Below are 21,969 nucleotides of genomic sequence, written 5' to 3' on the forward strand. Positions count from 1 at the left end.
CGGACTCAGCGCCCGAGCGAGGGCTCCCGGCGCGCCAGACCCGCCGCACCGGCACGCTCGACGGCGACCGGCAGCGCCCGGAGGAAGGCGTCGACGTCCTGGTCGGTCGAGGTGTGCCCGAGGGTGATCCGGAGTGCACCGCGGGCGTCGTCCTCACCGAGGCCCATCGCGAGCAGCACGTGCGAGGCCTCGGGCACCCCGGCCTGACAGGCCGACCCGGTGGACACGGCGACCCCGGCGGCGTCGAGCAGGAACAGCAGCGAGTCCCCCTCGCAACCCGGGAACGTGAAGTGCGCGTTGTTCGGCAGCCGGTCGACCGGGTCCCCCATCAGCACCGCGGACGGCACCGCGGCCCGGACCCCGTCGACCAACCGGTCCCGCAGGTGCCGGACGTCGGCGTGCGGTGCGGCGGCGGCGACCCCGAAGGCCGCAGCACCCGGGGCGTCCTGCGTGCCGCTCCGCACCTGGCGCTGCTGGCCGCCGCCGTGGATGAGCGGTTCGACGACCGCGCGTCGGCCGAGCACGAGCGCGCCGACCCCGACCGGACCACCGATCTTGTGCGCCGAGACGCTCAGCGCATCGAGCCCGGAGGCGGCGAAGTCCACCGGGACCTGCCCGTAGGCGGCGACCGCGTCGCTGTGCACCGGGACGCCGACCGCGTGCGCGAGCGCCACGATCCGCTCGACGGGCTGCATGGTGCCGACCTCGTTGTTCGCCCACAGGAACGTGACCAGGGCGACGTCGTCGGCGGAGGCGAGTCGGGCCTCCAGTCCGGCCAGGTCGACGCGACCCTGCGCGTCGAGCGGGACGACGTCGACGACGGCGCCCTCGTGGCGCTCCAGCCAGTCGACCGTGTCGACGGTGGCGTGGTGCTCCCCCGCCGGCACCACGATGCGGGGGCGCCGACGGTCGCGCTGCCGCGCCCAGAACAGCCCCTTCACCGCGAGGTTGATGCTCTCGGTCCCGCCCGAGGTGAAGACGACCTCCACCGGGTCGGCGCCGAGCGACGCGGCGACACGGGCACGACCGTCCTCGAGCAGCATCCGCGCGTGCTGGCCGGCACTGTGGATCGACGACGGGTTGCCGACCGTCGCCATCGCGTCGGTGAACGCGGCGAGCGCCGCGGGCAGGATCGGCGTCGTCGCGGCGTGGTCGAGGTAGACGGGCACGGGGTACCCCTTTCTGGAGCGTTTTCAGGATACCCGGTCGGCCTCGTACCCTGGGGGCGTGTACGAGACCGCGACCGAGACCACGCCCGGCTTCCGGGTCGACGACGGCGACCCCCGGATGACGGTGCGGTCCGCCTCGGCGACCGCGGTGACGGTGGTCGTCGACGGCCGGGGCGCCTTCCCCCTGGCACGCCGGGGCGACACCGACGAGTGGAGCGCCAGCACGCCCGGCGTGCGGGTCGGGGACACGTACCACCTGCTCGTGGACGGACCGTCGGGACCACGGCACGATTTCGACCCGACGCGCCCGCTCCTCGACCCGTACGCACGCGGGATCGTCGCGACCGGCGCCGAAGCCGAGGCCGGCGCCGACGGCACCCGCTGGACCAGCGTCGTCGTCGACGGCGACTTCGACTGGGGCGGCGTCACGAAGCCCGTCGTCCCCCTCGACCGGGCCGTCGTCTACGAGGCGAACGTCCGGACCTTCACGAGCGCGAACCCGGCGGTCCCCGAGGAGCTCCGTGGCACGTACGCCGGCATCGCGCACGAGAGCACCATCGCCCACCTGCAGCGCATCGGCGTGACGACGCTGGAGCTGCTGCCCGTGCAGGCGTTCGACACCGAGCGCTGGCTGCGCGAGGCCGGGCGTGAGAACGCGTGGGGCTACAACACGCTCGGCTTCTTCGCCCCGCACGCGGGCCACGCCTCCGCCGGTGCCCGGGCCGCCGGTGCCGACGGGGTGCTCCGCGAGTTCAAGGGCATGGTCCGGCTGCTGCACGAGGCGGGGATCCAGGTGGTCCTCGACGTCGTCTACAACCACACCGCGGAAGAGGGTCTCGGCGGCCCCACGACCTCGCTCCGCGGGATCGACGGTGCCGGCCGCTACCGCTGGTCGGACACCGACACCTACTACGACACGACGGGCTGCGGCAACACCGTCGACACCTCGGTGACGGCGACCGCCGACCTGGTCCTCGACAGCCTGCGCTACTGGGCGCGCGAGGTCCAGGTCGACGGCTTCCGCTTCGACCTGATGGCGTCGCTGGCCCGCGACGCCGACCACGTGTTCGACCCCGAGCACCCGCTGCTCGAGCGGATCCGGAACCACCCCGACCTGCAGGACACGCTCGTCATCGCGGAACCGTGGGACGTCGGGCCGGACGGGTGGCGTACCGGTTCCTTCGGTGCCCGCACCCTCGAGTGGAACGACGGGTTCCGCGACACGGTGCGGAAGTTCTGGCTCGAGGACGTCGCCGACGAACGACGCCGCGGCGCCCCGGACGCCGGGATCGGGGCGCTCGCCGGAGCCCTCACCGGTTCGCGCCACCTGTTCGGGGCAGAGCGCGGCCCGCTGTCCGGCGTCAACTTCGTGACCGCCCACGACGGCTTCACCCTGCACGACCTGGTGTCCTTCGACGCGAAGCACAACGAGGCGAACGGCGAGGAGAACCGCGACGGCTCGAACGACAACCGCTCGTTCAACCACGGCATCGAGGGCGACACCGCGGACCGGGGCGTCCGTGCGGCGCGCGGGCGCTCGATGCGGAACCTGATGGCGACCGTGCTGCTCTCCGCCGGCGTGCCGATGATCACCGCGGGTGACGAGCGCAGCCGGACCCAGAACGGCAACAACAACGCCTACGTCGTCTCCGACGACCTGACACCGGTGGACTGGTCGGACGACGAGGACGCCGAGTCCATGACCGAGGCGATGGCCGCCCTGACCCGGCTCCGTGCGGCGCACCCGGCACTCCGTCCGTCGCGGTTCGGCGTCCCCGGGCAGACCACGCCCTCGGCGTCGCGGATGACCTGGTACGGCCCGGACGGACAGGCGATGACGGCCGAGGGCTGGGACCAGCCCATCCACCGTGCCCTGCAGTACTTCGTCGAGTCGACGCCGGAGCACGAGCCCTACGACCGCGTGCTGGTGGTCGTGCACGGCAGTGGACGCACCCGCGACCTGACGCTGCCGACGCGCGAGGACGTCTTCGCGTACCGGCTGGCCTGGTCCAGCGAGAAGCACCGCGACCACGACCGGCACCGCACCGCCGGCACCGGGTTCACGGCCTACGGCCCCGGCATCCACGTCTTCGAGGTCGTCTGACGGACGGCCCCGTTCGGCACCGGGTCCGGAGGCGCGACACGCTTCCCGGGGAACACGGACGGCCCAGCCGGGTAGCGTCTGCTCCGTGGCCTCCGTAGACCGACCCCGGCGTCCGAAGATCGGGCGCATCCCGATCACCGAACTCGCCCCGACGACGCCGAACGGCTTCCCGGGCAAGGGCTTCGACGGGGAGGTGATCACGTTCGGTGCGACCGTCTTCCGGGAGGGGCACGGCATCATCGGCGCGGACCTCGTCCTCGTCCGGCCCCTCGGCCAGAAGCCCGAGACGACGCAGGCCGTCGCCCAGCAGACCCCTGCACCCGCGGCGCCTCAGGTCGACGAGCGCACCCTCCGCGTCCCGCTGACGCTCGTCGCCGCGGGCACCGACCGCTACGAAGCGACCGTGCAGGTCGAGGGCACCGGTGTCTGGGAGTGGCACGTCGAGGCGTACTCCGACGACTGGGCGACCTGGGTGCACGGCGCCCGACTGAAGATCGCCGCCGGCGTCGACACCGAGGCGACCCTGCTCGACGGTGCCGCACTGCTCGACCGTCAGGGCTCCGCCGTGGCCACCCGTGCCGCGGCCCGACTGCGGGACACCGACCTCGACGCGGCCGAACGCCTGGCCGCCGTGGACGACCCGCGCGTCGTCGCCGAGATCGCCGAGACACCGATCGACTCGCTGCGCACGAGCTCCGCCCTGCAGCTGCTCGACGTCGAGCGCACCCGCGCCGGCGTCGGCGCCTGGTACGAGTTCTTCCCCCGCAGCGAGGGCGCCAAGCGCAACCCGGACGGCTCGTGGAAAAGCGGCGACTTCCGGACCGCGGCCCGTCGTCTGCCCGCCGTGGCCCGGATGGGCTTCGAGATCGTCTACCTGCCGCCGATCCACCCGATCGGCCGGACCGCCCGCAAGGGCCCGAACAACACGTTGACCGCCGGACCGGACGACCCGGGCAGCCCCTGGGCGATCGGTGGGCCGGAGGGTGGCCACGACGCCATCCACCCGGACCTCGGCACCGAGGACGACTTCCGCGCCTTCGTCGAGACCGCGAAGAACACCGGCATGGAGGTCGCACTCGACTTCGCCCTGCAGTGCTCCCCCGACCACCCCTGGGTCACCGAGCACCCGGAGTGGTTCACGGTCCGCGCCGACGGCTCCATCGCCACGGCCGAGAACCCGCCGAAGCGGTACCAGGACATCTACCCGATCCAGTTCGACACCGACCCCGAGGGGCTGGTCGCCGAGGTGCTCCGGGTCCTGCGCCACTGGATCACGTTCGGCGTCAAGGTGTTCCGCGTCGACAACCCGCACACCAAGCCGCTGTGGTTCTGGGAGCGCGTGATCCGTGAGGTCCGCGACGAGCACCCGGACGTCGTGTTCCTCGCCGAGGCGTTCACCCGCCCGGCGATGATGCGCGCCCTGGCCGAGACCGGGTTCCAGCAGTCGTACTCGTACTTCACCTGGCGGAACACGAAGGAGGAGATCGAGACGTACTTCGACGAGCTCTCCCACGAGACGAGCGCCTACCTGCGCCCGAACCTCTTCGTGAACACGCCGGACATCCTCACCGAGTTCCTGCAGTACGGCGGCCGTGCCGGCTACAAGGTGCGCGCCGCCCTCGCCGCGACCGGCGCCCCGACGTGGGGCATGTACGCCGGGTACGAGCTCTTCGAGGACGTCGCCCGCCCGGGCTCCGAGGAGAACATCGACAACGAGAAGTACGAGTACAAGCCCCGTGACTTCGCGCTCGCCGAGGCGGAGGGCGCGAGCCTCGCCCCCTACGTGACGATGCTCAACCGTCTGCGGTCGGCGCACCCTGCGCTCCGGCAGCTGCGGAACACCACCGTGCACAGCGCTGAGGACGACGCCATCGTCGTGTACTCCAAGCACCTGCCCGGACGGTTCACCCGGTCCGGTCGGGACGACACCGTGATCGTCGTGGCGAACGTCGACCCGCACTCCGCTCGTGAGACGACCGTGCACCTCGACCTCACCGCCCTCGGGCTCGAGCCCGGCACCGAGTTCGACGTCCGCGACGTCGTGACCGGTGCCCGCTGGACCTGGGGCTCCTCGAACTACGTGCGCCTGGATGCCTTCCAGGAGCCCGTGCACCTGCTCGTCGTGGAAGGACCGCACCGATGACCGATCCCAACAGCACCGGGCAGAACAGCGCACCGCAGGACGGCGCACCACAGCCGCCCCGTGGACCGGGCCTGCCGCCGGTCCCGCCGCCACCGCCCGCGATCCCCCGTCAGGTGGTCCGCACCGAGCCGAACACCTCGGCACCGGGTGAGGACCTCCCGGGCGTTCCGGCCGCCGCACCCGAGTCACCCTCCCGGGACGTGCCGGAATCGGCGACCCTCGCCGGCGGACTGACGACGGACGCACCGGACGAGACGGAGGCGCCCACCGCCTCCCGGACGGAGGGCGCGCGCGCCACGTCCCCCAGCACCACCGCCGCCACGACGGAGCCGGTCCCCGGTCCCGTCGACGAGTGGATCCGCCAGCAGGTCGCCGAGGGCCGGTGGTCCCAGCCGCACGACGTGCTCGGTCCGCACCCGGTCGACGGCGGCACGAGCGTCCGGGTGGTCCGCCACCTGGCGACCGCGGTCCGCATCGTCCGACCGGACGGCGACGACGTCGAACTCCGTCACGAGGGTGAAGGCGTCTGGGCCGGCGCGACCCGCGGCGAGCTCGGCCGGTACCGCGTCGAGGCCGACTACGAGGGCGACGAGACCTGGACCACCGACGACGCGTACCGGTTCCCGCCGACGCTCGGCGAGCTCGACCTGCACCTGTTCGGCGAGGGCCGCGACGAGCAGCTCTGGCACCACCTCGGTGCGCACGTCCAGACCGTGGACGGCGTCGACGGCGTGGCGTTCGCCGTGTGGGCTCCGCGTGCCACCGCGGTCCGCGTGATCGGCGACTTCGAGGGCTGGGAAGGCCGCACCACCGCGATGCGCCGTCTCAACGACCTCGGCGTCTGGGAGCTGTTCTGGCCGGGTGCCCTCGAGGGGCAGCGCTACAAGTTCCAGATCCTCACCGACAGCGGTTGGGTGGAGCGGGCCGACCCGTTCGCCCGCCGTACCGAGGTGCCGCCGCTCACCGCGTCCGTGATCACGAGCGCACACCACACCTGGTCGGAGGGCGACCAGCAGTGGATGGCCGCGCGTGCCACCGCGACCACCCACGACGCGCCGATGAGCGTCTACGAGGTGCACCTCGGCTCGTGGCGTCCGGGTCTCAGCTACCGCGAGGTGGCCGACGACCTCATCGGGCACCTGCAGTACACCGGCTTCACCCACGTCCAGTTCCTGCCGCTCGCCGAGCACCCGTTCGGTGGGTCCTGGGGCTACCAGGTCACCGGCTACTACTCGCCGACGGCACGGTTCGGCTCCCCCGACGACCTGCGGTACCTCATCGACCGACTGCACTCGGCGGGCATCGGCGTGATCATGGACTGGGTCCCCGGCCACTTCCCGAAGGACGAGTGGGCGCTGGCGAAGTTCGACGGCTACGCACTGTTCGAACACCCGGACCCCCGCCGCGGCGAGCAGCTCGACTGGGGCACCTACGTGTTCGACTTCGGGCAGCCGCAGGTGCGCAACTTCCTCGTCGCCAACGCGCTGTACTGGCTCGAGGAGTTCCACATCGACGGCCTCCGGGTCGACGCGGTGGCCTCGATGCTCTACCTCGACTACTCCCGCACCGAGTGGCTGCCGAACGTCCACGGTGGCCGCGAGAACCTCGAGGCGATCTCGCTCCTGCAGGAGACGAACGCGACCGCCTACAAGCGCTACCCCGGCATCGTGATGATCGCCGAGGAATCGACCTCGTGGCCTGGCGTCACCCGGCCGACGAGCGCCGGCGGGCTCGGCTTCGGGCAGAAGTGGAACATGGGCTGGATGCACGACACGCTGCAGTACGTCGAGCGTGACCCGGCCTTCCGCTCGTACCACCACGACGAGATCACGTTCTCGTTCGTCTACGCGTTCAGCGAGCAGTTCACCCTGCCGATCAGCCACGACGAGGTCGTGCACGGCAAGGGCTCGCTCTACGGCAAGATGCCCGGCGACGAGTGGCAGAAGCTCGCCAACGTGCGCGCCTACCTGGCGTTCATGTGGGCGCACCCCGGCAAGCAGCTGCTCTTCATGGGCCAGGAGTTCGCGCAGCCCTCGGAGTGGAGCGAGGCGAACGGCCTCGACTGGTGGCTCCTCGACGACCCGGGCCACCGCGGCGTGCAGGACCTGGTCGCCGAGCTGAACCGCGTCTACAAGGAGAACCCGGCGCTCTGGACGTTCGACGCCAGCGCGGAGGGCTTCGAGTGGCTCGAGAGCGGTGACGCGCCGCACTCGACGCTCGGGTTCCTCCGCAAGGCGGGCGACGAGAAGCTGGCGGTCTTCGTCAACTTCTCCGGCGTCCCCGTCGAGCACCGCTTCGGGCTGCCGACGGCGGGCACCTGGAACGAGGTGCTCAACACCGATGCGTCGGCGTACGGCGGTTCTGGTGTCGGCAACCTCGGCTCGGTCGAGGCCGAGGACGTCCCGTGGGCGGGCCGCCCCGCCTCCGCGAACCTCGTCGTGCCCCCGCTCGGCGCGGTCTGGCTGCGCTTGGCCGAGTAGCACCCTCGCGGAACGCAACCTCGGCGTCGACTCGCAACGGTCTTCCGTTGCGGGACGGCGCCGAGGTTGCGTTTTGCGAGGGTAGACGGACGGGAGGCCCGGTACCAGCTGGTACCGGGCCTCCCGTCCGTCCTGTGTCGCGTCCCGCGCCGCGGCTCAGTAGAGCGCGTTGGCGAGTCGCCGTCGCGCCGCGACGACGCGCGGGTCCTCGGCACCGATCAGCTCGAAGTACTCGACCAGCCGCACGCGGAGCGCCTCACGGTCCTCACCGAAGACCGTCGGGACGAGGTCGAGGAGACGTCCGAAGGCGTCCTCGACGTGCCCGCCGCTGATGTCGAGGTCGGCGACCGCGAGCTGGGCCGCCACGTCCGACGGACCGGCACCGGCTGCTGCCCGGATCTCGTCCGCGGTCCTGCCGGCGAGACGGTCGAGCAGCGAGACCTGCGCCAGACCGGCGACGGCCATCTGGTCGTGCGGATCCTGCAGGATCGCGGTGCGGTACTCGCTGATCGCGGTGGCGTAGTCGCCGGCCTCGATCGCGTCGTACGCAGCCTGGTGGTGCGGCGGCAGCGGCTCCGGTTCCGGTTCGCCCTGCTCGGCGTCGTCGGCCTCGATCGCTCCGTCGACCTGGACGCGACCGGCGATGCCGTTCTGCTCCGCCGCCTGCAGGACCTGCTCGAACACGTCGCGGACCTCAACCTCGGGCAGTGCGCCGACGAAGAGCCCGAGCGGGCGGCCACCGATCACCGCGGCGACCGTCGGGATCGACTGCGCCTGGAACGCCTGCACGAGCTGCGGGTTGGTGTCCGCGTCCACCTTGGCGAGGACGATGCGACCCGCGTACTCCTCGGTCAGTCGCTCGAGGACCGGCGAGAGCTGCTTGCACGGGCCGCACCACTCGGCCCAGATGTCGACGATGACCGGGACGACGGTGGAGAGCTGGACGATGTCCTGGAAGCTCTGATCCGTGACGTCCATCACGAGGGACGGGACGCTCAGCACGCCGTCACCAGTGGCGCCGGCTGCCGGAGCACCGGCGGCAGGCCCGCTCGGGGCTGCCGCCGCCGGGACACCGGGGCCCTGCGGCGGACGCTGCGCCCGGTCGACGAGGGACGAGAGGTCGACCGCTCCACGCAAGCTGGACGGGGTCGGGGGGACGTTGGTCATTGCACCTCACTCGCTGCGATCAGGCCCTGAGTGAACCCGAGGAGTTCTATCTTGTCGTCCGAGCCCACGGGGGGCACGGAGAAGAGCAACTGGACGCCGTACGTGGCCGTCACACCCTTGGTGCTGGAGTCCACACCCGACAGCGCCTTGACCGCACCCTCGGGGTTGACCTCGGCACCGTCTGCCGTCGGGGTGACCTTCTCGACCTCGTTGAGGTCGACGGACACGAGCGCACCGGCGGTGTTCGTCGCGAGGGCCAGGGCGGTGTCCTCGGGCACCTCGGACGAGTACTCGATCTTCGCGGTGTCCGGCAGCCCCTTCGCCTTCTCGTCCTTGTAGGACTTGCCGATGCGCGATCGCAGGTCGTCCCCGTCGCTGGCGAACAGGTCGGCGGACTCGCTCTCGGTGTCCTTCGAGAGGATGTCGCCGTACGCCGCGGCGACGGCGTTCGGGGCCAGCGCCAGGAGCTTGGTGTCCGGAGCGAGCTGGGCGGCACCGACGGAGGTCGGCGCGAGCGACGGCAACTGTGCATCGGCCTCGAGCGAGACGGCGTACTCGACCTTGTAGTCGGAACGGGCGTCCTGCTGCACGAGGGTCAGCGCCTGCGGGGCCGTCTTCTTGTCGGTGCAGTCCGCGGCGACCACGGCGAACACGGTGCGCGGCCAGGTGTCGGTCTGCTGCGGCAGCGCGACGCACACGTCGTCGGCGTCAACGGCGGGCAGGGCCTGCGCCTTGTCGTCGCTGTCGCGGATGGTGTAGTTCGCCTTGCGGATCTCGAGCGCCGGACCGGTGAAGCGGGTGGCGGCGAGGTCCGCGTCCTTGTCGGCGTCGGCCTTCTCGGCGACCTCGGCCACGCGGGACACGATGCGGCCGATCTGCTGCTTCGTCGCGGCGGTCGAGGTGTCCGCGGCAGCGGCACCGGTCGCCGTGGCGGTCGGGGTCGGGGTGACGTCCGCGCCACCGCCGGTCGGCCAGTACTCCGAGGAGCAGCCGCTCAACACGAGCGCACCGGCGACGAGCACCGGCACGGCGATGATCGCGCGGCGACCACGTCGGCTGCGGGCCGGCACCTGGGCTCCGGCCGCGGCGGCGCGACGGGAGGCACGCACGCGCGGCGGGCGCCCGCCCCCGCTCCGACGACGCGGACCACGGGATCGGCGCTGGTGCAGGAAGGCCCAGACGAGCAGCACCAGGCCGCCGAGCACGAAGACACCACCGGCGGTCAGCAGCGGACCCACGGAGGGCGTCGCGGTGTCGCGCGGCCACGTCACGGAGATGTCCGAGGGTGCGGCGTCCGAGCCGTCGCCCATCACCACGAGCGACACGTCGGCCGGCAGTCGGACGGTGAACTGACGGGCATCGTCGTACTCCTGGTACCAGAGGTCGCTGCCCTTCGGATCGGGCAGGTCGGAGCCGGATCCGGTGGTGCGGGACTGCAGGGAGGCGTCGTCGGCGTCGTAGCGGAGGGTCGTGTGTTCGGCGTCACCGATCCAGGCGTCGACGTCCGACGTCTTGCCGTAGGCGGCGAACACCTTGCCGGAGCCCGAGACGTTCACGCGCTGGTAGCCGGGGTTCGCGTTCAGGACGCTGCCGGGCAGCACGGTGACGGGAGCGGCGTTCGTCCCGCTCGTCGCGGCGACGATCGAGGTGGGTGGCGCGAACACGGTCCGCTGCCCGACTCCCAGGCCGACGAGGAGCACCCCGATGACGAAGCTGACGATCGCCAGGACGAATCGCACGGATCTCTCTCCCTCCGCGCCGGGGTGGGTGGATCGGCGCAGGACAACGGCCCAGGGTACCCAGGACAGCTGGGAGGCGCATCCCCGGGTCCACCGCAGGCCTCAGGAGCCGTCGCGGACGCACCACTACAATCGGGGTCCGGACTGCACGGGGTGGTCCGTGACGACCACAGGGAGCGACACGTGGCGAACGACGAGGCAGAGTTCGGGACCGAGCTGCGGGGCTACCGCAAGGACGAGGTCGAACGGGCTCTGAACGACCTCCGCCGCGAACTGATCAAGTCGAACACCGACCGGGCCGAGGCGGCGAAGGAGATCCGTCTCCTGCAGTCCCGCGTCTCGGACCTGCAGGGCGAGCTCGACGAGGCCGGTACCCCGACCTACAGCGGCCTCGGCACCCGGCTGGAGTCCACCCTCCGCGTCGCCGAGGAGCAGTCCACCCGGCTGATCAGCCAGGCCGACATCGACGCCCAGCGGCTCCGCGCCACCAGTCGTACCGAGGCCGAGCGCACCCTCCGCGAAGCCCGCGACGAAGCCCAGGTCACGCTCGAGGACGCCCGCACCCGGGCGACCAACGAGCTCTCCCGCGCCCGCGCCGAGTCGGCCGACACCGTCGAGCGCGCCCGCTCCGAAGCCGGCATCCTCGTGCAGGACGCCCGCAACGAAGCCGCCGCCGTCCGTGGAGCCGCCGTCACCGAGGCCGCCGAGGTCCGCTCGGTCGCCATCCGCGAGACCAACGCCCTCCGCGCCCAGGTCGAGCACGAGGTCGCCGAACTGCGCGAGGTCGCCCAGCGCGAGTCCGCCGACGCCCGTCGTGCCGCCGCCGACCTCGACCGCGAGACCGAGCACCGCCGCAGCGTCTTCGAGGCCGACCAGGCTCGTCGCCTCGAGGACCTCGACCGCGAGGAGGGCACCCGCCGTGAGCAGCTGGAACGCACGCTGACCGAAGCCCGCACCGCGTGGGAGCGCGAGCACGGTGAGGCGCGCCGAGCCCTCGAACTCGAACTCGAGACCGCTCGCGCCGAACTGACCGCGGAGGTCGACCAGCGCCGGGCCGGACTCGCCGCCGAGATCGACGACCGGCGGAGTGCCCTCGACGAGGAGTTGGCTGCCGCCCGTGCCGAGTGGGACCGCGAACTCGCCGTCGCTCGGACCGACCTCGAGCAGGAGATCGCCGCCGCGCGTGCCCAGCTCCGGGTCGACTCCGAGCAGACCGCGGCCGAGAACGCCCGCCGGGTGCAGGAGACCACTGATCGGATCGAGCGCGAGACCGCCGAGCACGTCGCCCGCATCGAACGTGAGCGCGACGCCGCCGCCGCCGAGGCCGAGCGCGCCGCCCGGGAACACGAGAACGAACTCGCCGCCCGTCGGGAACGCGAGCACGCCGAGGTCGACACCGAGATCGCCGACCGTCGGACGGCCGAACTCGACGACCTGTTGGCCGAGCGCACCGCCCTCCGCCAGGAGATCGACACGGCCCGTGCCGGTCTCGCCCGGGAACGCGACGAGGTGCGTGCCGAGATCGCCCGCGAACGTGACGACGCCCGCGCGGCCCTCGAGACCGAACTCGCCGCCCGCCGCGACGACGCCGAGCAGGAGTACCTCGACCGGCACCGCGCCACGGTCACCGAGACGCAGAAGTACCTGGACGAGGCGAACCTCCAGCTCGCCGAGGCCACCCGCCGCGCCACCACGGCACGGGAGACCGCCGACCGCCTCGAGCGGGAAGCCGCGGACCTCGCTCGCCAGCAGGAGACCGCGGCGCAGGAGCACGCCGCCGACCTGGTGCGTGAGGCACAGGAGCGTGCGCACCGCCTCGTCGCGGACGCCGAGGACCGGACCGCCGAGCTCCTGGCCGATGCGGAGGACCGGCTCGGAGCGATCCGGACCGAGCGGGAAGCCGTGGCGGGGTACCTGGAGAACCTCCGGGGCGTCCTGAGCCACGCAGCCGGCGTCATCGACGAGCAGGCGCCGGCGCAGGGCGACCGGGCGGACTCCGACGAGCAGGACGACACGGATCGCTGACGACGCCGTCCGCGGCGCCGGCCCCGTCCTCTGACGGGGCCGGGCTACTGACGGGGCCGGGCTAGGGGCGCTGGTCGTCCGCGGGCCAGTGGGTCGGCAGCGGAGCGCTGCCCGGGACGACGAGATCGGCGATCGCGTCGAGGACGGTCCGCACGTACTTCTCCCCCACCCACAGGTGCTTCGCCCCCGCAACGGGAACGACCCGGACCGTCGGGGCGATGGCGAACCGTCGGGCTGCCTCGTCGGGCTGCAGGAAGTCGTCGTGCTCCGGGACGAGGGCGACCACCGGCACCTCGACCGCGGCCCAACGCGCGAGTTCCTCGTCAGAGGTGCGGTGCAGTGGCGGCGACAGCAGGACCACACCGGCGACGTGCCCGGCCTCGACGTGCTCGAGGGCGTGCTTGAGGACGACCTCGGTGCCGAACGACCAGCCGACCAACCACGGCGTCGGCAGCCTCCGCTCGACGACGTCGTGCACGGCAGCACGGAGGTCGAACCCCTCGGACACGCCGTCGCCGAAGACACCCTCCGAGGTACCGCGGGGCGAGGTCACCGATCGGAAGTTGAAGCGCAGGACCGCGATGTCGGCCAGCGCGGGCAGACGTGCGGCGGCCTTCTTCAGGACGTGCGAATCCATGAAGCCCTGCGCAGTCGGCAGCGGGTGCAGGGCGACGACGGTTCCCCGCGCGGGCCGGTCGAGCGGTTCCGCCAACTCGCCGACGAGGGTCAGGTGGTCATCGGTGACCAGCTCGATGTCGGTACGAGAAGCGGGCAGGACCGTGCCCGACCGGATCTCGGCGCCGTCTGCGGCGGGTGCGGGCTCGGACGTCATGCGATGCTCCAGCAGTGGTGGTGCCAGTGACGTCGGGCTGCCAGGTCGGCTGCGTCGCCGAGGACGCCGTCCGCACGCCAGACCACGACGTGTGCGACGCCGGGCTCGATCGTCAGGCCACAGCCCGGGCAGACGTACTCCTTCTGCGCGGACGCTGCCGAGATCGGCTGGACCGACCACTCGCGACCACGCCGGTGCTCGGTGCGCCGCCAGCCGTTGAGCATGCGGTCGAAGCCGGAGTCCTCCGGCTCGACGTCATGACCACGACCGCGTGGGCCCCGCGGCCGGTTGCTCCGCGGCACCCCGATCGCCGATCAGTACCAGTTGTACGAGACGCTGTGCGCCCAGGCGCCACAGGGAGTGCCGTAGACACCGGTGATGTAGTTGAGACCCCAGGTGATCTGCGTGGCCGGGTTGGTCTGCCAGTCGGCACCGGCGGATGCCATCTTGCTGCCCGGCAGCGACTGCGGGATGCCGTACGCGCCACTCGGGTTGTAGGCGTTGACCCGCCAGCCGGACTCCTTGTTCCACAGGGAGACGAGGCAGCTGTACTGGTCGTTGCCCCAGCCGCGAGCGGCGACCATCTGCTGGCCGATGGCCTGGGCGCTGCCCGGGTCCGGCGTGGCGACGGGCACGACCGGCGTGCTGGCAACCGGCTGCTGAGCGGACGTCGACGTCGTCGCCGCGTCGGTGTCGGTCGCGTCGGCGTCCGGCGTCGCGGTGGGGGTCGGCGTCGGCACCGGCTTCGGCGCTGGCTTGGTGACGTCGAAGCCGTCACGCCCTGCGTCGAAGTCGCCGTACGTGCCGTGCGCCGAGAACTGCTGCGGCACCGAGATCGGCGCCGGCGCCAGCACGGGTGCGGCCGACGCGGCGTCCGTCTGCATCGGGTTGAAGAGCGACCCGCCGACGAAGGCTGACACCGCGAAGAAGGAGAGCACGGGGATCGTCGAGCGCTGCCGGACGAAGCCCCCGAAGGACCGCGGCGCCGGCGGCTTGACCGGGGCGACTGCGCGGCTGCGTGCACGACGCACGGCACGCGGTGCGGTCAGGGTCGACGCGACGGCGGCACGAGCCGCGGAGGCGTCCGAGACACGGTTCGCGGCGACGGACACGGGCGCGATGACGGGAGCGACGTGCTGCTGCGCCTGCGGTGCGGTCACCGGACGGGCGACCGAGGTCTCCGTCGTGCGGATTCGGTTCTTCGCCGCTCGGCGCTCACTGACGATCGCGAGATCGTCCGGTGCGCGGGTTCCGCGGTCGGATCGGTTGTCTGCCGTGTGCCTGCCCATGAGTCTGACCAGGATAACGGAACGATCACGGAAAGCGAAGCACCTGACCCAGGTGAGTCGGTTCGGTCCGTCCGGGAGGCCCGGTGCAGGTCCTCGTTCCGGCCTCAGCGGACGGCGAGCATGACCTCGATGACGGCGTCGAGCAGTGCGTCGACCTGCGCTTCGCGGTACCCGCCGTGCTTCGGACGGAACACGACGGATCGCACCTCGGTCAGGCTCAGCGGCTTGCCGTCCTTGAAGTACCCGTGCAGCCGACGGGAGAACGCGTCGACGTCCTTCGGGTGGTACCCGGTCGTCAGGAAGCTGACCCGCTGGAACCGCTGCGCGTCGGGACGTCCCAGTCGCGCGACGACGTCCGAGGCCTTCCCCCGTGCCTCCGCGTACCAGGCCTTCTGGCCGACGTCCGCGATCTCGCGCTCGCGCTCACGGGCGGCGAACGCGTCCTCCAGTCGCTCGAGCGCAGCGTCGACGTGGACGGTCGAGTAGCCGCCCTTCTTCATCGAGAAGGCGGTCGCACGGATCTTGGCGGCCTCGATCCCCGGGGCACTGTCATTCGCGGTGTACGCGCGACGAGCGTCTTCGAGGAAGTGGTCGACCTCGTCGGAGTCGTAGCCGAGGACCGAGCGGGGGGCAGTCGGGAACGTCGAAGGCACGGCGCCATTGTGCCAGGCTCCGACCGGTGCGCCACCTGGACGCGCGGACCCGTCCGGTCAGGAGGATCGACGGAGCGAGCGGACCGTCAGTGGTTGACGACGAGGTACATCAGGTACGCGATGGCCGCGGACGGCAGGATGCTGTCGATCCGGTCCAGCAGTCCCCCGTGGCCGGGCAGGAACGACGAGATGTCCTTGATGCCCAGGTCTCGCTTGATCATCGACTCGGTGAGGTCGCCGAGGGTGGCGGACCCGGAGATGAGCACCCCGAGGATGATGCCGGTCCACCAGGGCAGACCGAGCATGAGCCAGGCGACCAGGATGCCGACGATGATGCTCGCGCCGACCGAGCCGCCGAAGCCCTCCCAGGTCTTCTTCGGGCTGATCCGCGGAGCCATCGGGTGCTTGCCGAGGTTGATGCCGGTGGCGTAGGCCCCGGTGTCCACGGCGACGACCACGAGGATGAACCCGACGACCCAGAGCTGCCCCTGTTCCTGCGCGGACAGCAGCACCACGCAGGCACCGAGCAGGGTCACGTACGCCTGGACGAACAGGCCGTTCGTCAGGTCCCGCGCCACGCTCGCCGCCGGCGGCTTCGTGCGCGACACCGCGACCTCGACGAGACGCCAGAGCGAGATGAACACCACACCGCCGAGCAGCGTGAACAGCGCCCAGATCTGCCCGCCCAGGAATGCCGCCGGCACCGTGGCGATCGCGACCGCGATGCTCGGGATCCGGGGGACGTCACGACCGGCGAACCGCATCGCGCTCGCCAGTTCGTAGACGCCGAGCCCGAGCAGGAACGCGGCCACGACCATGAACGACGGGGTGTACAGCAGCAGCGACCCGAGCATGACCACCGCGAACGCCAGGGCGATCGCGATGGCTGCCGGCAGGTTCCGCCCGGTCCGTGCTGTCAGTGCCTCGTTCCGCGCACCGAACTCCGCTCGGCGCTGACGGATCTGCGCCTCGAAGTCGTTCCGGGCCGCCCTCGCCCGCGCGTCGAAGTCCTGTCGGAACCCCGATGTGCGGCGGTCATCAGATGTGGGGCGGTCGTCGCCCTGGTCGGGACGGCGCATCAGACCTCGAGGAGTTCGGCTTCCTTCTTCTTCAGCGCCTCGTCGATCTGGTCGACGTGCTTCTTCGTCAGGACGTCGAGCTCCTTGTCGCTGCGGGCGATGTCGTCGTCGGACACCTCGCCCTTCAGCGCGTCGAGGTCGTCCTTCGCCTTGCGGCGGATGTTGCGCAGGACGACCTTGTGGTCCTCACCCTTGCTCTTGACGATCTTCACGAACTCCTTACGGCGCTCGGCCGAGAGCTCGGGGATCGTCACGCGGACGATCTCGCCGTCGTTGGTCGGACTCGCACCGAGGTTCGGGAAGGTCGCGATGGCACGCTCGATCTCCTTGAGCGCCGTCTTGTCGTACGGCGTCACGATGAGCGTGCGGGCTTCCGGCGTCTGCAAGGACGCGAGCTGCGCGAGGGGGGTCGGGGACCCGTAGTACTCGACCGGGATCTTCTGGAAGAGCGCGGCGTTGATGCGTCCGGTGCGCACGGTGCCGAAGTCGTCCTTCGCCACCTCGACGGCCTTCGCCATCTTCTCGGTCGCATCGGTCATGACGTCACTGATCACGGTGGTTCTCCTTCGGTACGGGTCGAGTCTAGTCAGTCGGCGGCGGTGCGCCGGTCAGTTGCTGACGACGGTGCCGATGCGCTCGCCCTGGATCGCGGCGCGGACGTTGCCCTCGCCCTCCATGCCGAAGACGTGCATCGGCATGCCGTTGTCCATGCAGAGCGAGAACGCCGTCGCGTCCACGACCTTGAGGCCCTTGAGCAGCGCGTCCTGGTAGGTCACGTGGTGCAACTTCTCGGCGGTCGGGTCCTTCTTGGGGTCCGCGGAGTACACGCCGTCGACGCCGTTCTTGGCCACGAGCACCTCGTCGGCACCGATCTCGAGCGCGCGCTGCGCCGCGACGGTGTCGGTCGAGAAGTACGGCAGGCCCGCGCCCGCACCGAAGATGACGACACGGCCCTTCTCGAGGTGGCGCTCGGCACGCCGCGGGATGTACTGCTCGGCGACCTGGGTCATGCTGATCGCCGACTGCACGCGCGTGGCGGCACCTGCCTGCTCGAGGAAGTCCTGCAGCGCAAGGGCGTTCATGACGGTGCCGAGCATCCCCATGTAGTCGGCGCGACCGCGGTCCATGCCGCGCTGCGACAGCTCGGCGCCGCGGAAGAAGTTGCCACCGCCGACGACGATCGCGACCTCGACCTCTCGGGCGGCGCTGGCGATCTGCTTCGCGATGGTGCTGATGACGTCAGGGTTGACGCCCAGGGATCCGGCGCCGAACGCCTCTCCCGACAACTTCAGCAGGACTCGTCGGCGTCCGGTCTTCTCGTCGGTCATGTCGGGGCACCCTTCGTCGTGGTCTCGTGGAAATGTACTCGGTGCGCGGGGGCGCACGACAACGGGGCCAGGAACCGGTTGGTTCCTGGCCCCGTCATGGGTTCGTTACGCGCCGACCTTGACGCGGGCGAAGCCCTGGATCGTGATGCCGGCGTTCTCGGCGGCCTTCGCGACGGAGATCTTGTTGTCCTTCGCGTAGTCCTGGTCGAGGAGCGAGATGCCCTTGATGAAGGCGTTGACGCGGCCCTCGACGATCTTCGGGAGCGCAGCCTCGGGCTTGCCCTCTTCGCGCGTGATCGCCTCGACGGTCGCGCGCTCCTTCTCGATGGCCTCGGTCGGGACCTCGGCGCGCGTCAGGTACGACGGGTTCGCGAACGCGACGTGCTGCGCGATCGAACGCGCCTCGGCGGCGTTGTCACCCTCGTACGCGACGACGACGGCGATCTGCGGCGGCAGGTCCTGGCTCGTCTTGTGCAGGTAGATCTCGAAGGCCGAGCCCTCGACACGGCGGACCGTGCGGACCTCGAGCTTCTCGCCGAGCGCGGCGGCGTTCTCGTTGACGACCTCGAGCACCGTCTTGCCGTCGAGCGGCGCAGCGTTCGCGGAGGCGACGTCGGTGGCCCCGGCAGCGGCGACCGCTCCGAGCACCTTGTCGGCCAGGGTCGTGAACTTCTCGTTCTTGGCGACGAAGTCGGTCTCGCTGGCGAGCTCGACGACGGTGGCGGCACCGTTGTCGGCCGATGCCACGACGACACCTTCCGAGGTCGCACGGTCGTCGCGCTTGGCGACGGCCTTCGCGCCCTTGATGCGGAGCAGTTCGACGGCCTTGTCGTAGTCGCCGTCAGCCTCGACGAGGGCGTTCTTGGCGTCCATCATGCCGGCGCCGAGGTCCTCGCGGAGCTTCTTCACGTCAGCAGCGGTGAAGTTTGCCATTGCCTGGAGTCCTTTCTGGACTGTGCGTGTGTGGAGAGTGGGGAGCGGAGCAGGGGCGCCGGACCGGTCACGGTCCGGCGCCCCGGGTGCTCACTCGGCGGGAGTGGTCTCCGCAGCGGCGGCGGCCTCGGCCGTCGGCTCGGCGTTCTTGTCGGCGTCGGCGATCGGCTCGCCGATCTCCTTCGCGGCGACCTGCGCGTCGGCGTTGTTCTCCTCGACGGTGGCGCCCTCCGGAGCGGCGTCGGCGGCCGGGGTCGCGCTGTCGCCACCGAGGAGCTCCTGCTCCCACTCGGCGAGCGGCTCGGTGGCCTCGTCGTCGTTGCCACCGTTGTGACGGGTCTTCAGGCCCTCGGCCGCGGCGTCGGCGACGATGCGGGTCAGGAGGCCCACGGAGCGGATCGCGTCGTCGTTGCCCGGGATCGGGTACGTGATCTCGTCCGGGTCGCAGTTGGTGTCGAGGATGCCGATGATCGGGATCCCGAGCTTCTGCGCCTCGTCGACAGCGAGGTGCTCCTTCTTGGTGTCGACGATCCAGAGCGCGCTCGGGGTCCGCGTGAGGTTGCGGATACCACCGAGGGTCTTGTGGAGCTTGTCCAGCTCGCGCTTCTTGATGAGGAGCTCCTTCTTGGTGAAGCCCTTCGTCGTGTCGTCGAAGTCGATCTCCTCGAGCTCCTTCATGCGTGCGAGGCGCTTGGAGACCGTCTGGAAGTTCGTGAGCAGACCGCCGAGCCAACGCTGGTTGACGTACGGCTGGCCGACGCGGGTCGCCTGCTCGGCGATGGAGCCCTGCGCCTGCTTCTTGGTGCCCACGAAGAGGATCGTGCCACCGTGCGAGACCGTCTCCTTGACGAAGTCGTACGCGCGGTCGATGAAGGCCAGCGACTGCTGCAGGTCGATGATGTGGATGCCGGAGCGCTCAGCGAGGATGAATCGCTTCACCTTCGGGTTCCACCGACGGGTCTGGTGTCCGAAGTGGACGCCGCTGTCGAGCAGCTGGCGGATGGTGACGACGGCCATGTGCCGTCCTCCTTCTGTCTTCTCGGCGCACGGCATGACCGTGCACCTGGTGCGGTTGTGTCGACCACGACCGGAGGTCATGGTCCCTGGTGCCCGGACACACAGCCGCCCGCTCGCGAGAGCGGGACCGATGACCGTGTGTGCTGCGTGGACACGCGAAGTCAGCGCGCTCGGCGCGCTGCTGGGGAAATGCTAACAGAAGGGAGGCCCGGATCACGCGAGCCGAGCGGCTGACGTGATCCGGGCCTCCCGGACGTGGATGGAGCGGATCAGGACTTGGCGCTCACGGCGTCGCCCTCGGCGCTGATGCCCATCTCCTCGAGGGAGCGGCCCTTCGTCTCGGGGATCTTCGCGATGACGAAGAAGAGCGAGAGCAGGGCGAACAGCGCGTAGATGCCGTACGTGACCGTCAGGTTGAAGCCGGACAGCACCGGGAACGAGATCGTGACGATGAAGTTCGCGATCCAGTTGGCCGCCGAGCCGACGCCGAGCGCGGTGGCCCGGATGCGGTTCGGGAACATCTCACCGAGCAGGACCCACATGAGCGGACCCCAGGTGGCGCCGAACGACACGACGAACAGGTTCGCGAAGACCAGCGCGATGACACCCCACCCTCCGGGGAGCTGCGGTTCGCCGTTCACGATCGAGGCCTGCGAGAAGGCGATCGCCACCATCGTCAACGACACGAACATGCCCGCGGAACCCGCGATGAGCAGCGGCTTCCGACCGACCTTGTCGACCAGGAAGATCGCGATGAAGGTGACGGCCACGTTGACCACCGAGGTGATCGTCGAGATGAGGAAGGACTGCTCCTCCTTGAACCCGACCGCCTGCCAGAGCGTCGTCGAGTAGTAGAAGATCACGTTGATGCCGACGAACTGCTGCAGCACCGCCAGGATGATGCCGACCCAGACGATCGGCTGGAGCCCGAAGCGGTTGCCCCGGATCGAGCCCTTCTTCTCGTTGGCTTCCTTCTTGATGCCGTCCTGGATCTCCTCCAGGCTCGTGTTGACCGTGTCGCGCGGGACGATCTTGCCCATCACCTCGCGCGCGTCGTCGCTCCGGCCCTTCGTGAGCAGGTAGCGCGGCGACTCCGGCAGGGTGATCGCGAGGACGCCGTAGACGATCGAGGGGATCACACCGACCAGGAACATCCAGCGCCAGGCGGCGAGGCCCAGGACCTCGGAGGACGCACTGCCAGCGGTCACGGCGAACAGCTGGTCGGAGAGCAGCGCGGCGAAGATGCCGAGCGTGATGGCGAGCTGCTGGAACGACGCCAGACGCCCGCGGATGGCCTTCGGCGAGACCTCGGAGATGTACGCCGGTGCGATGACCGAGGCGGTGCCGATACCGAGGCCACCGACGAGGCGCCAGATGACGAGGTCCCAGGTCGCGAACGCGAACGCGCTGCCGATCGAGGACACGAAGAACAGCACGGCGGCCCAGAACATGATCTTGGTGCGGCCGAAGCGGTCGGCCAGGCGGCCGGCGAAGTAGGCGCCGAAGGCGCAGCCGATGAGGGCCGAGGCGACCGCGAAGCCGCTGGCGGCGTCGGAGAGGTCGAACTCACCCTTGATCGCGTCGACGGCACCGTTGATCACGGATGAGTCGAAGCCGAAGAGGAAGCCACCGACCGCCGCCGCGATGGCGAACAGTGTGACCTTCCCCTTGAACGCACGGTCGTCGCCGTGTCCGGTGGTCGTGGTCGACACGATGCTCCTGGGTTCCCGCCGCCGTGCCGGGTGCTGCACGGTGCCCCGGCGGTCGGCTGGATCGCCGTCCGAGCGGCGTTGCGGTGTCCGGAGCGGCCCCGACAGTACCCCTTCCGCGGCTGCTCAGCACATCAGGTGTGGTGCAGCCCGACCTGTCCTGCACCGGACGGCAGGCCGGGGTCGCCCTCCACAGACCGCGTCCGGCCGACCCCGTGGCCGTGTCGGACGCGGGAGCGTGGACCCGGCAGGTCGGGATGCGGCAGTGCGGGATACGGGCTGTCTCTTATACACATCTCCGA

Annotated in this window: 17 protein-coding genes; 4 read left to right on the forward strand and 13 right to left on the reverse strand. The window is 70.8% G+C overall.

The features are described 5' to 3' along the window. Positions 1-5: 5 nt before the first annotated feature. On the reverse strand, positions 6-1,169 hold the full coding sequence (locus DEJ24_RS03840; RefSeq protein WP_111077326.1) for a cysteine desulfurase family protein: 1,164 nt from the start codon (positions 1,167-1,169) through the stop codon (positions 6-8). 58 nt (positions 1,170-1,227) lie between these two features. On the opposite strand from DEJ24_RS03840, the gene DEJ24_RS03845 reads away from it, so the two are divergent. From DEJ24_RS03845 to glgB, 3 genes are all read left to right on the forward strand, one after another. Beyond that, positions 1,228-3,273 (forward strand): glycogen-debranching protein, encoded by a 2,046-nt coding sequence (locus DEJ24_RS03845; RefSeq protein WP_111077327.1) that lies wholly within the window; start codon positions 1,228-1,230, stop codon positions 3,271-3,273. A gap of 85 nt (positions 3,274-3,358) precedes the next feature. Next, positions 3,359-5,416 carry a maltotransferase domain-containing protein gene (locus DEJ24_RS03850; RefSeq protein WP_111077328.1) on the forward strand — a complete coding sequence of 686 codons (2,058 nt, stop codon included), beginning with the start codon at positions 3,359-3,361 and terminating at the stop codon, positions 5,414-5,416. Continuing rightward, on the forward strand, positions 5,413-7,896 hold the full coding sequence (glgB, locus tag DEJ24_RS03855; protein WP_258374721.1) for a 1,4-alpha-glucan branching protein GlgB: 2,484 nt from the start codon (positions 5,413-5,415) through the stop codon (positions 7,894-7,896). The genes DEJ24_RS03850 and glgB overlap by 4 nt, the downstream gene beginning before the upstream one ends. 156 nt (positions 7,897-8,052) lie before the next feature. Here the strand turns inward: glgB and DEJ24_RS03860 are convergent, their stop codons facing one another. Both DEJ24_RS03860 and DEJ24_RS03865 read right to left on the reverse strand, forming a co-directional pair. Then, positions 8,053-9,063: a tetratricopeptide repeat protein gene (locus tag DEJ24_RS03860; protein WP_111077329.1), complete on the reverse strand. Its 1,011-nt coding sequence runs from the start codon at positions 9,061-9,063 to the stop codon at positions 8,053-8,055. Further along, positions 9,060-10,802 carry a hypothetical protein gene (locus DEJ24_RS03865; protein ID WP_111077330.1) on the reverse strand — a complete coding sequence of 581 codons (1,743 nt, stop codon included), beginning with the start codon at positions 10,800-10,802 and terminating at the stop codon, positions 9,060-9,062. Before DEJ24_RS03865 ends, DEJ24_RS03860 begins: the two co-directional genes overlap by 4 nt. 183 nt (positions 10,803-10,985) lie before the next feature. Here DEJ24_RS03865 and DEJ24_RS03870 point away from each other — a divergent pair, with 183 nt between their 5' ends. Further along, positions 10,986-12,827, forward strand: coding sequence for a hypothetical protein (locus tag DEJ24_RS03870; RefSeq protein ID WP_181432857.1), 1,842 nt, complete (start codon positions 10,986-10,988; stop codon positions 12,825-12,827). A gap of 61 nt (positions 12,828-12,888) precedes the next feature. On the opposite strand, the gene DEJ24_RS03875 is transcribed toward DEJ24_RS03870, so the two are convergent. The 10 genes from DEJ24_RS03875 to DEJ24_RS03920 form a co-directional block, all read right to left on the reverse strand. Then, positions 12,889-13,659, reverse strand: a complete 771-nt coding sequence (locus tag DEJ24_RS03875) for an alpha/beta hydrolase (RefSeq protein ID WP_111077331.1) — start codon at positions 13,657-13,659, stop codon at positions 12,889-12,891. After that, positions 13,656-13,961: a hypothetical protein gene (locus DEJ24_RS03880; protein ID WP_181432856.1), complete on the reverse strand. Its 306-nt coding sequence runs from the start codon at positions 13,959-13,961 to the stop codon at positions 13,656-13,658. The genes DEJ24_RS03875 and DEJ24_RS03880 overlap by 4 nt, the downstream gene beginning before the upstream one ends. A 12-nt stretch (positions 13,962-13,973) precedes the next feature. Next, entirely contained in the window at positions 13,974-14,948 is a 975-nt protein-coding gene (locus tag DEJ24_RS17160) for a lytic transglycosylase domain-containing protein (RefSeq protein ID WP_258374576.1), read from the reverse strand. 104 nt (positions 14,949-15,052) lie between these two features. Continuing rightward, positions 15,053-15,601, reverse strand: a complete 549-nt coding sequence (locus tag DEJ24_RS03890; RefSeq protein WP_111077332.1) for a DivIVA domain-containing protein — start codon at positions 15,599-15,601, stop codon at positions 15,053-15,055. Between the two features lie 86 nt (positions 15,602-15,687). Further along, on the reverse strand, positions 15,688-16,680 hold the full coding sequence (locus tag DEJ24_RS03895; RefSeq protein WP_111077333.1) for a phosphatidate cytidylyltransferase: 993 nt from the start codon (positions 16,678-16,680) through the stop codon (positions 15,688-15,690). Beyond that, a complete protein-coding gene (gene frr / locus DEJ24_RS03900) occupies positions 16,680-17,234 on the reverse strand; it encodes a ribosome recycling factor (RefSeq protein ID WP_111077334.1) in 555 nt (184 codons plus the stop codon). Before frr ends, DEJ24_RS03895 begins: the two co-directional genes overlap by 1 nt. Positions 17,235-17,288: 54 nt before the next feature. Beyond that, a complete protein-coding gene (gene pyrH / locus DEJ24_RS03905; RefSeq protein WP_110902050.1) occupies positions 17,289-18,008 on the reverse strand; it encodes a UMP kinase in 720 nt (239 codons plus the stop codon). 105 nt (positions 18,009-18,113) lie between these two features. Further along, positions 18,114-18,941 carry a translation elongation factor Ts gene (gene tsf / locus DEJ24_RS03910; protein WP_111077335.1) on the reverse strand — a complete coding sequence of 276 codons (828 nt, stop codon included), beginning with the start codon at positions 18,939-18,941 and terminating at the stop codon, positions 18,114-18,116. 90 nt (positions 18,942-19,031) lie between these two features. Continuing rightward, entirely contained in the window at positions 19,032-19,958 is a 927-nt protein-coding gene (gene rpsB / locus DEJ24_RS03915) for a 30S ribosomal protein S2 (RefSeq protein ID WP_111077336.1), read from the reverse strand. 269 nt (positions 19,959-20,227) lie between these two features. Then, positions 20,228-21,670 carry a sugar porter family MFS transporter gene (locus DEJ24_RS03920; RefSeq protein WP_258374722.1) on the reverse strand — a complete coding sequence of 481 codons (1,443 nt, stop codon included), beginning with the start codon at positions 21,668-21,670 and terminating at the stop codon, positions 20,228-20,230. Positions 21,671-21,969: the final 299 nt, after the last annotated feature.

Origin of the sequence: Curtobacterium sp. MCPF17_001 (assembly GCF_003234615.1) — a bacterium.
Lineage (GTDB): Bacteria > Actinomycetota > Actinomycetes > Actinomycetales > Microbacteriaceae > Curtobacterium.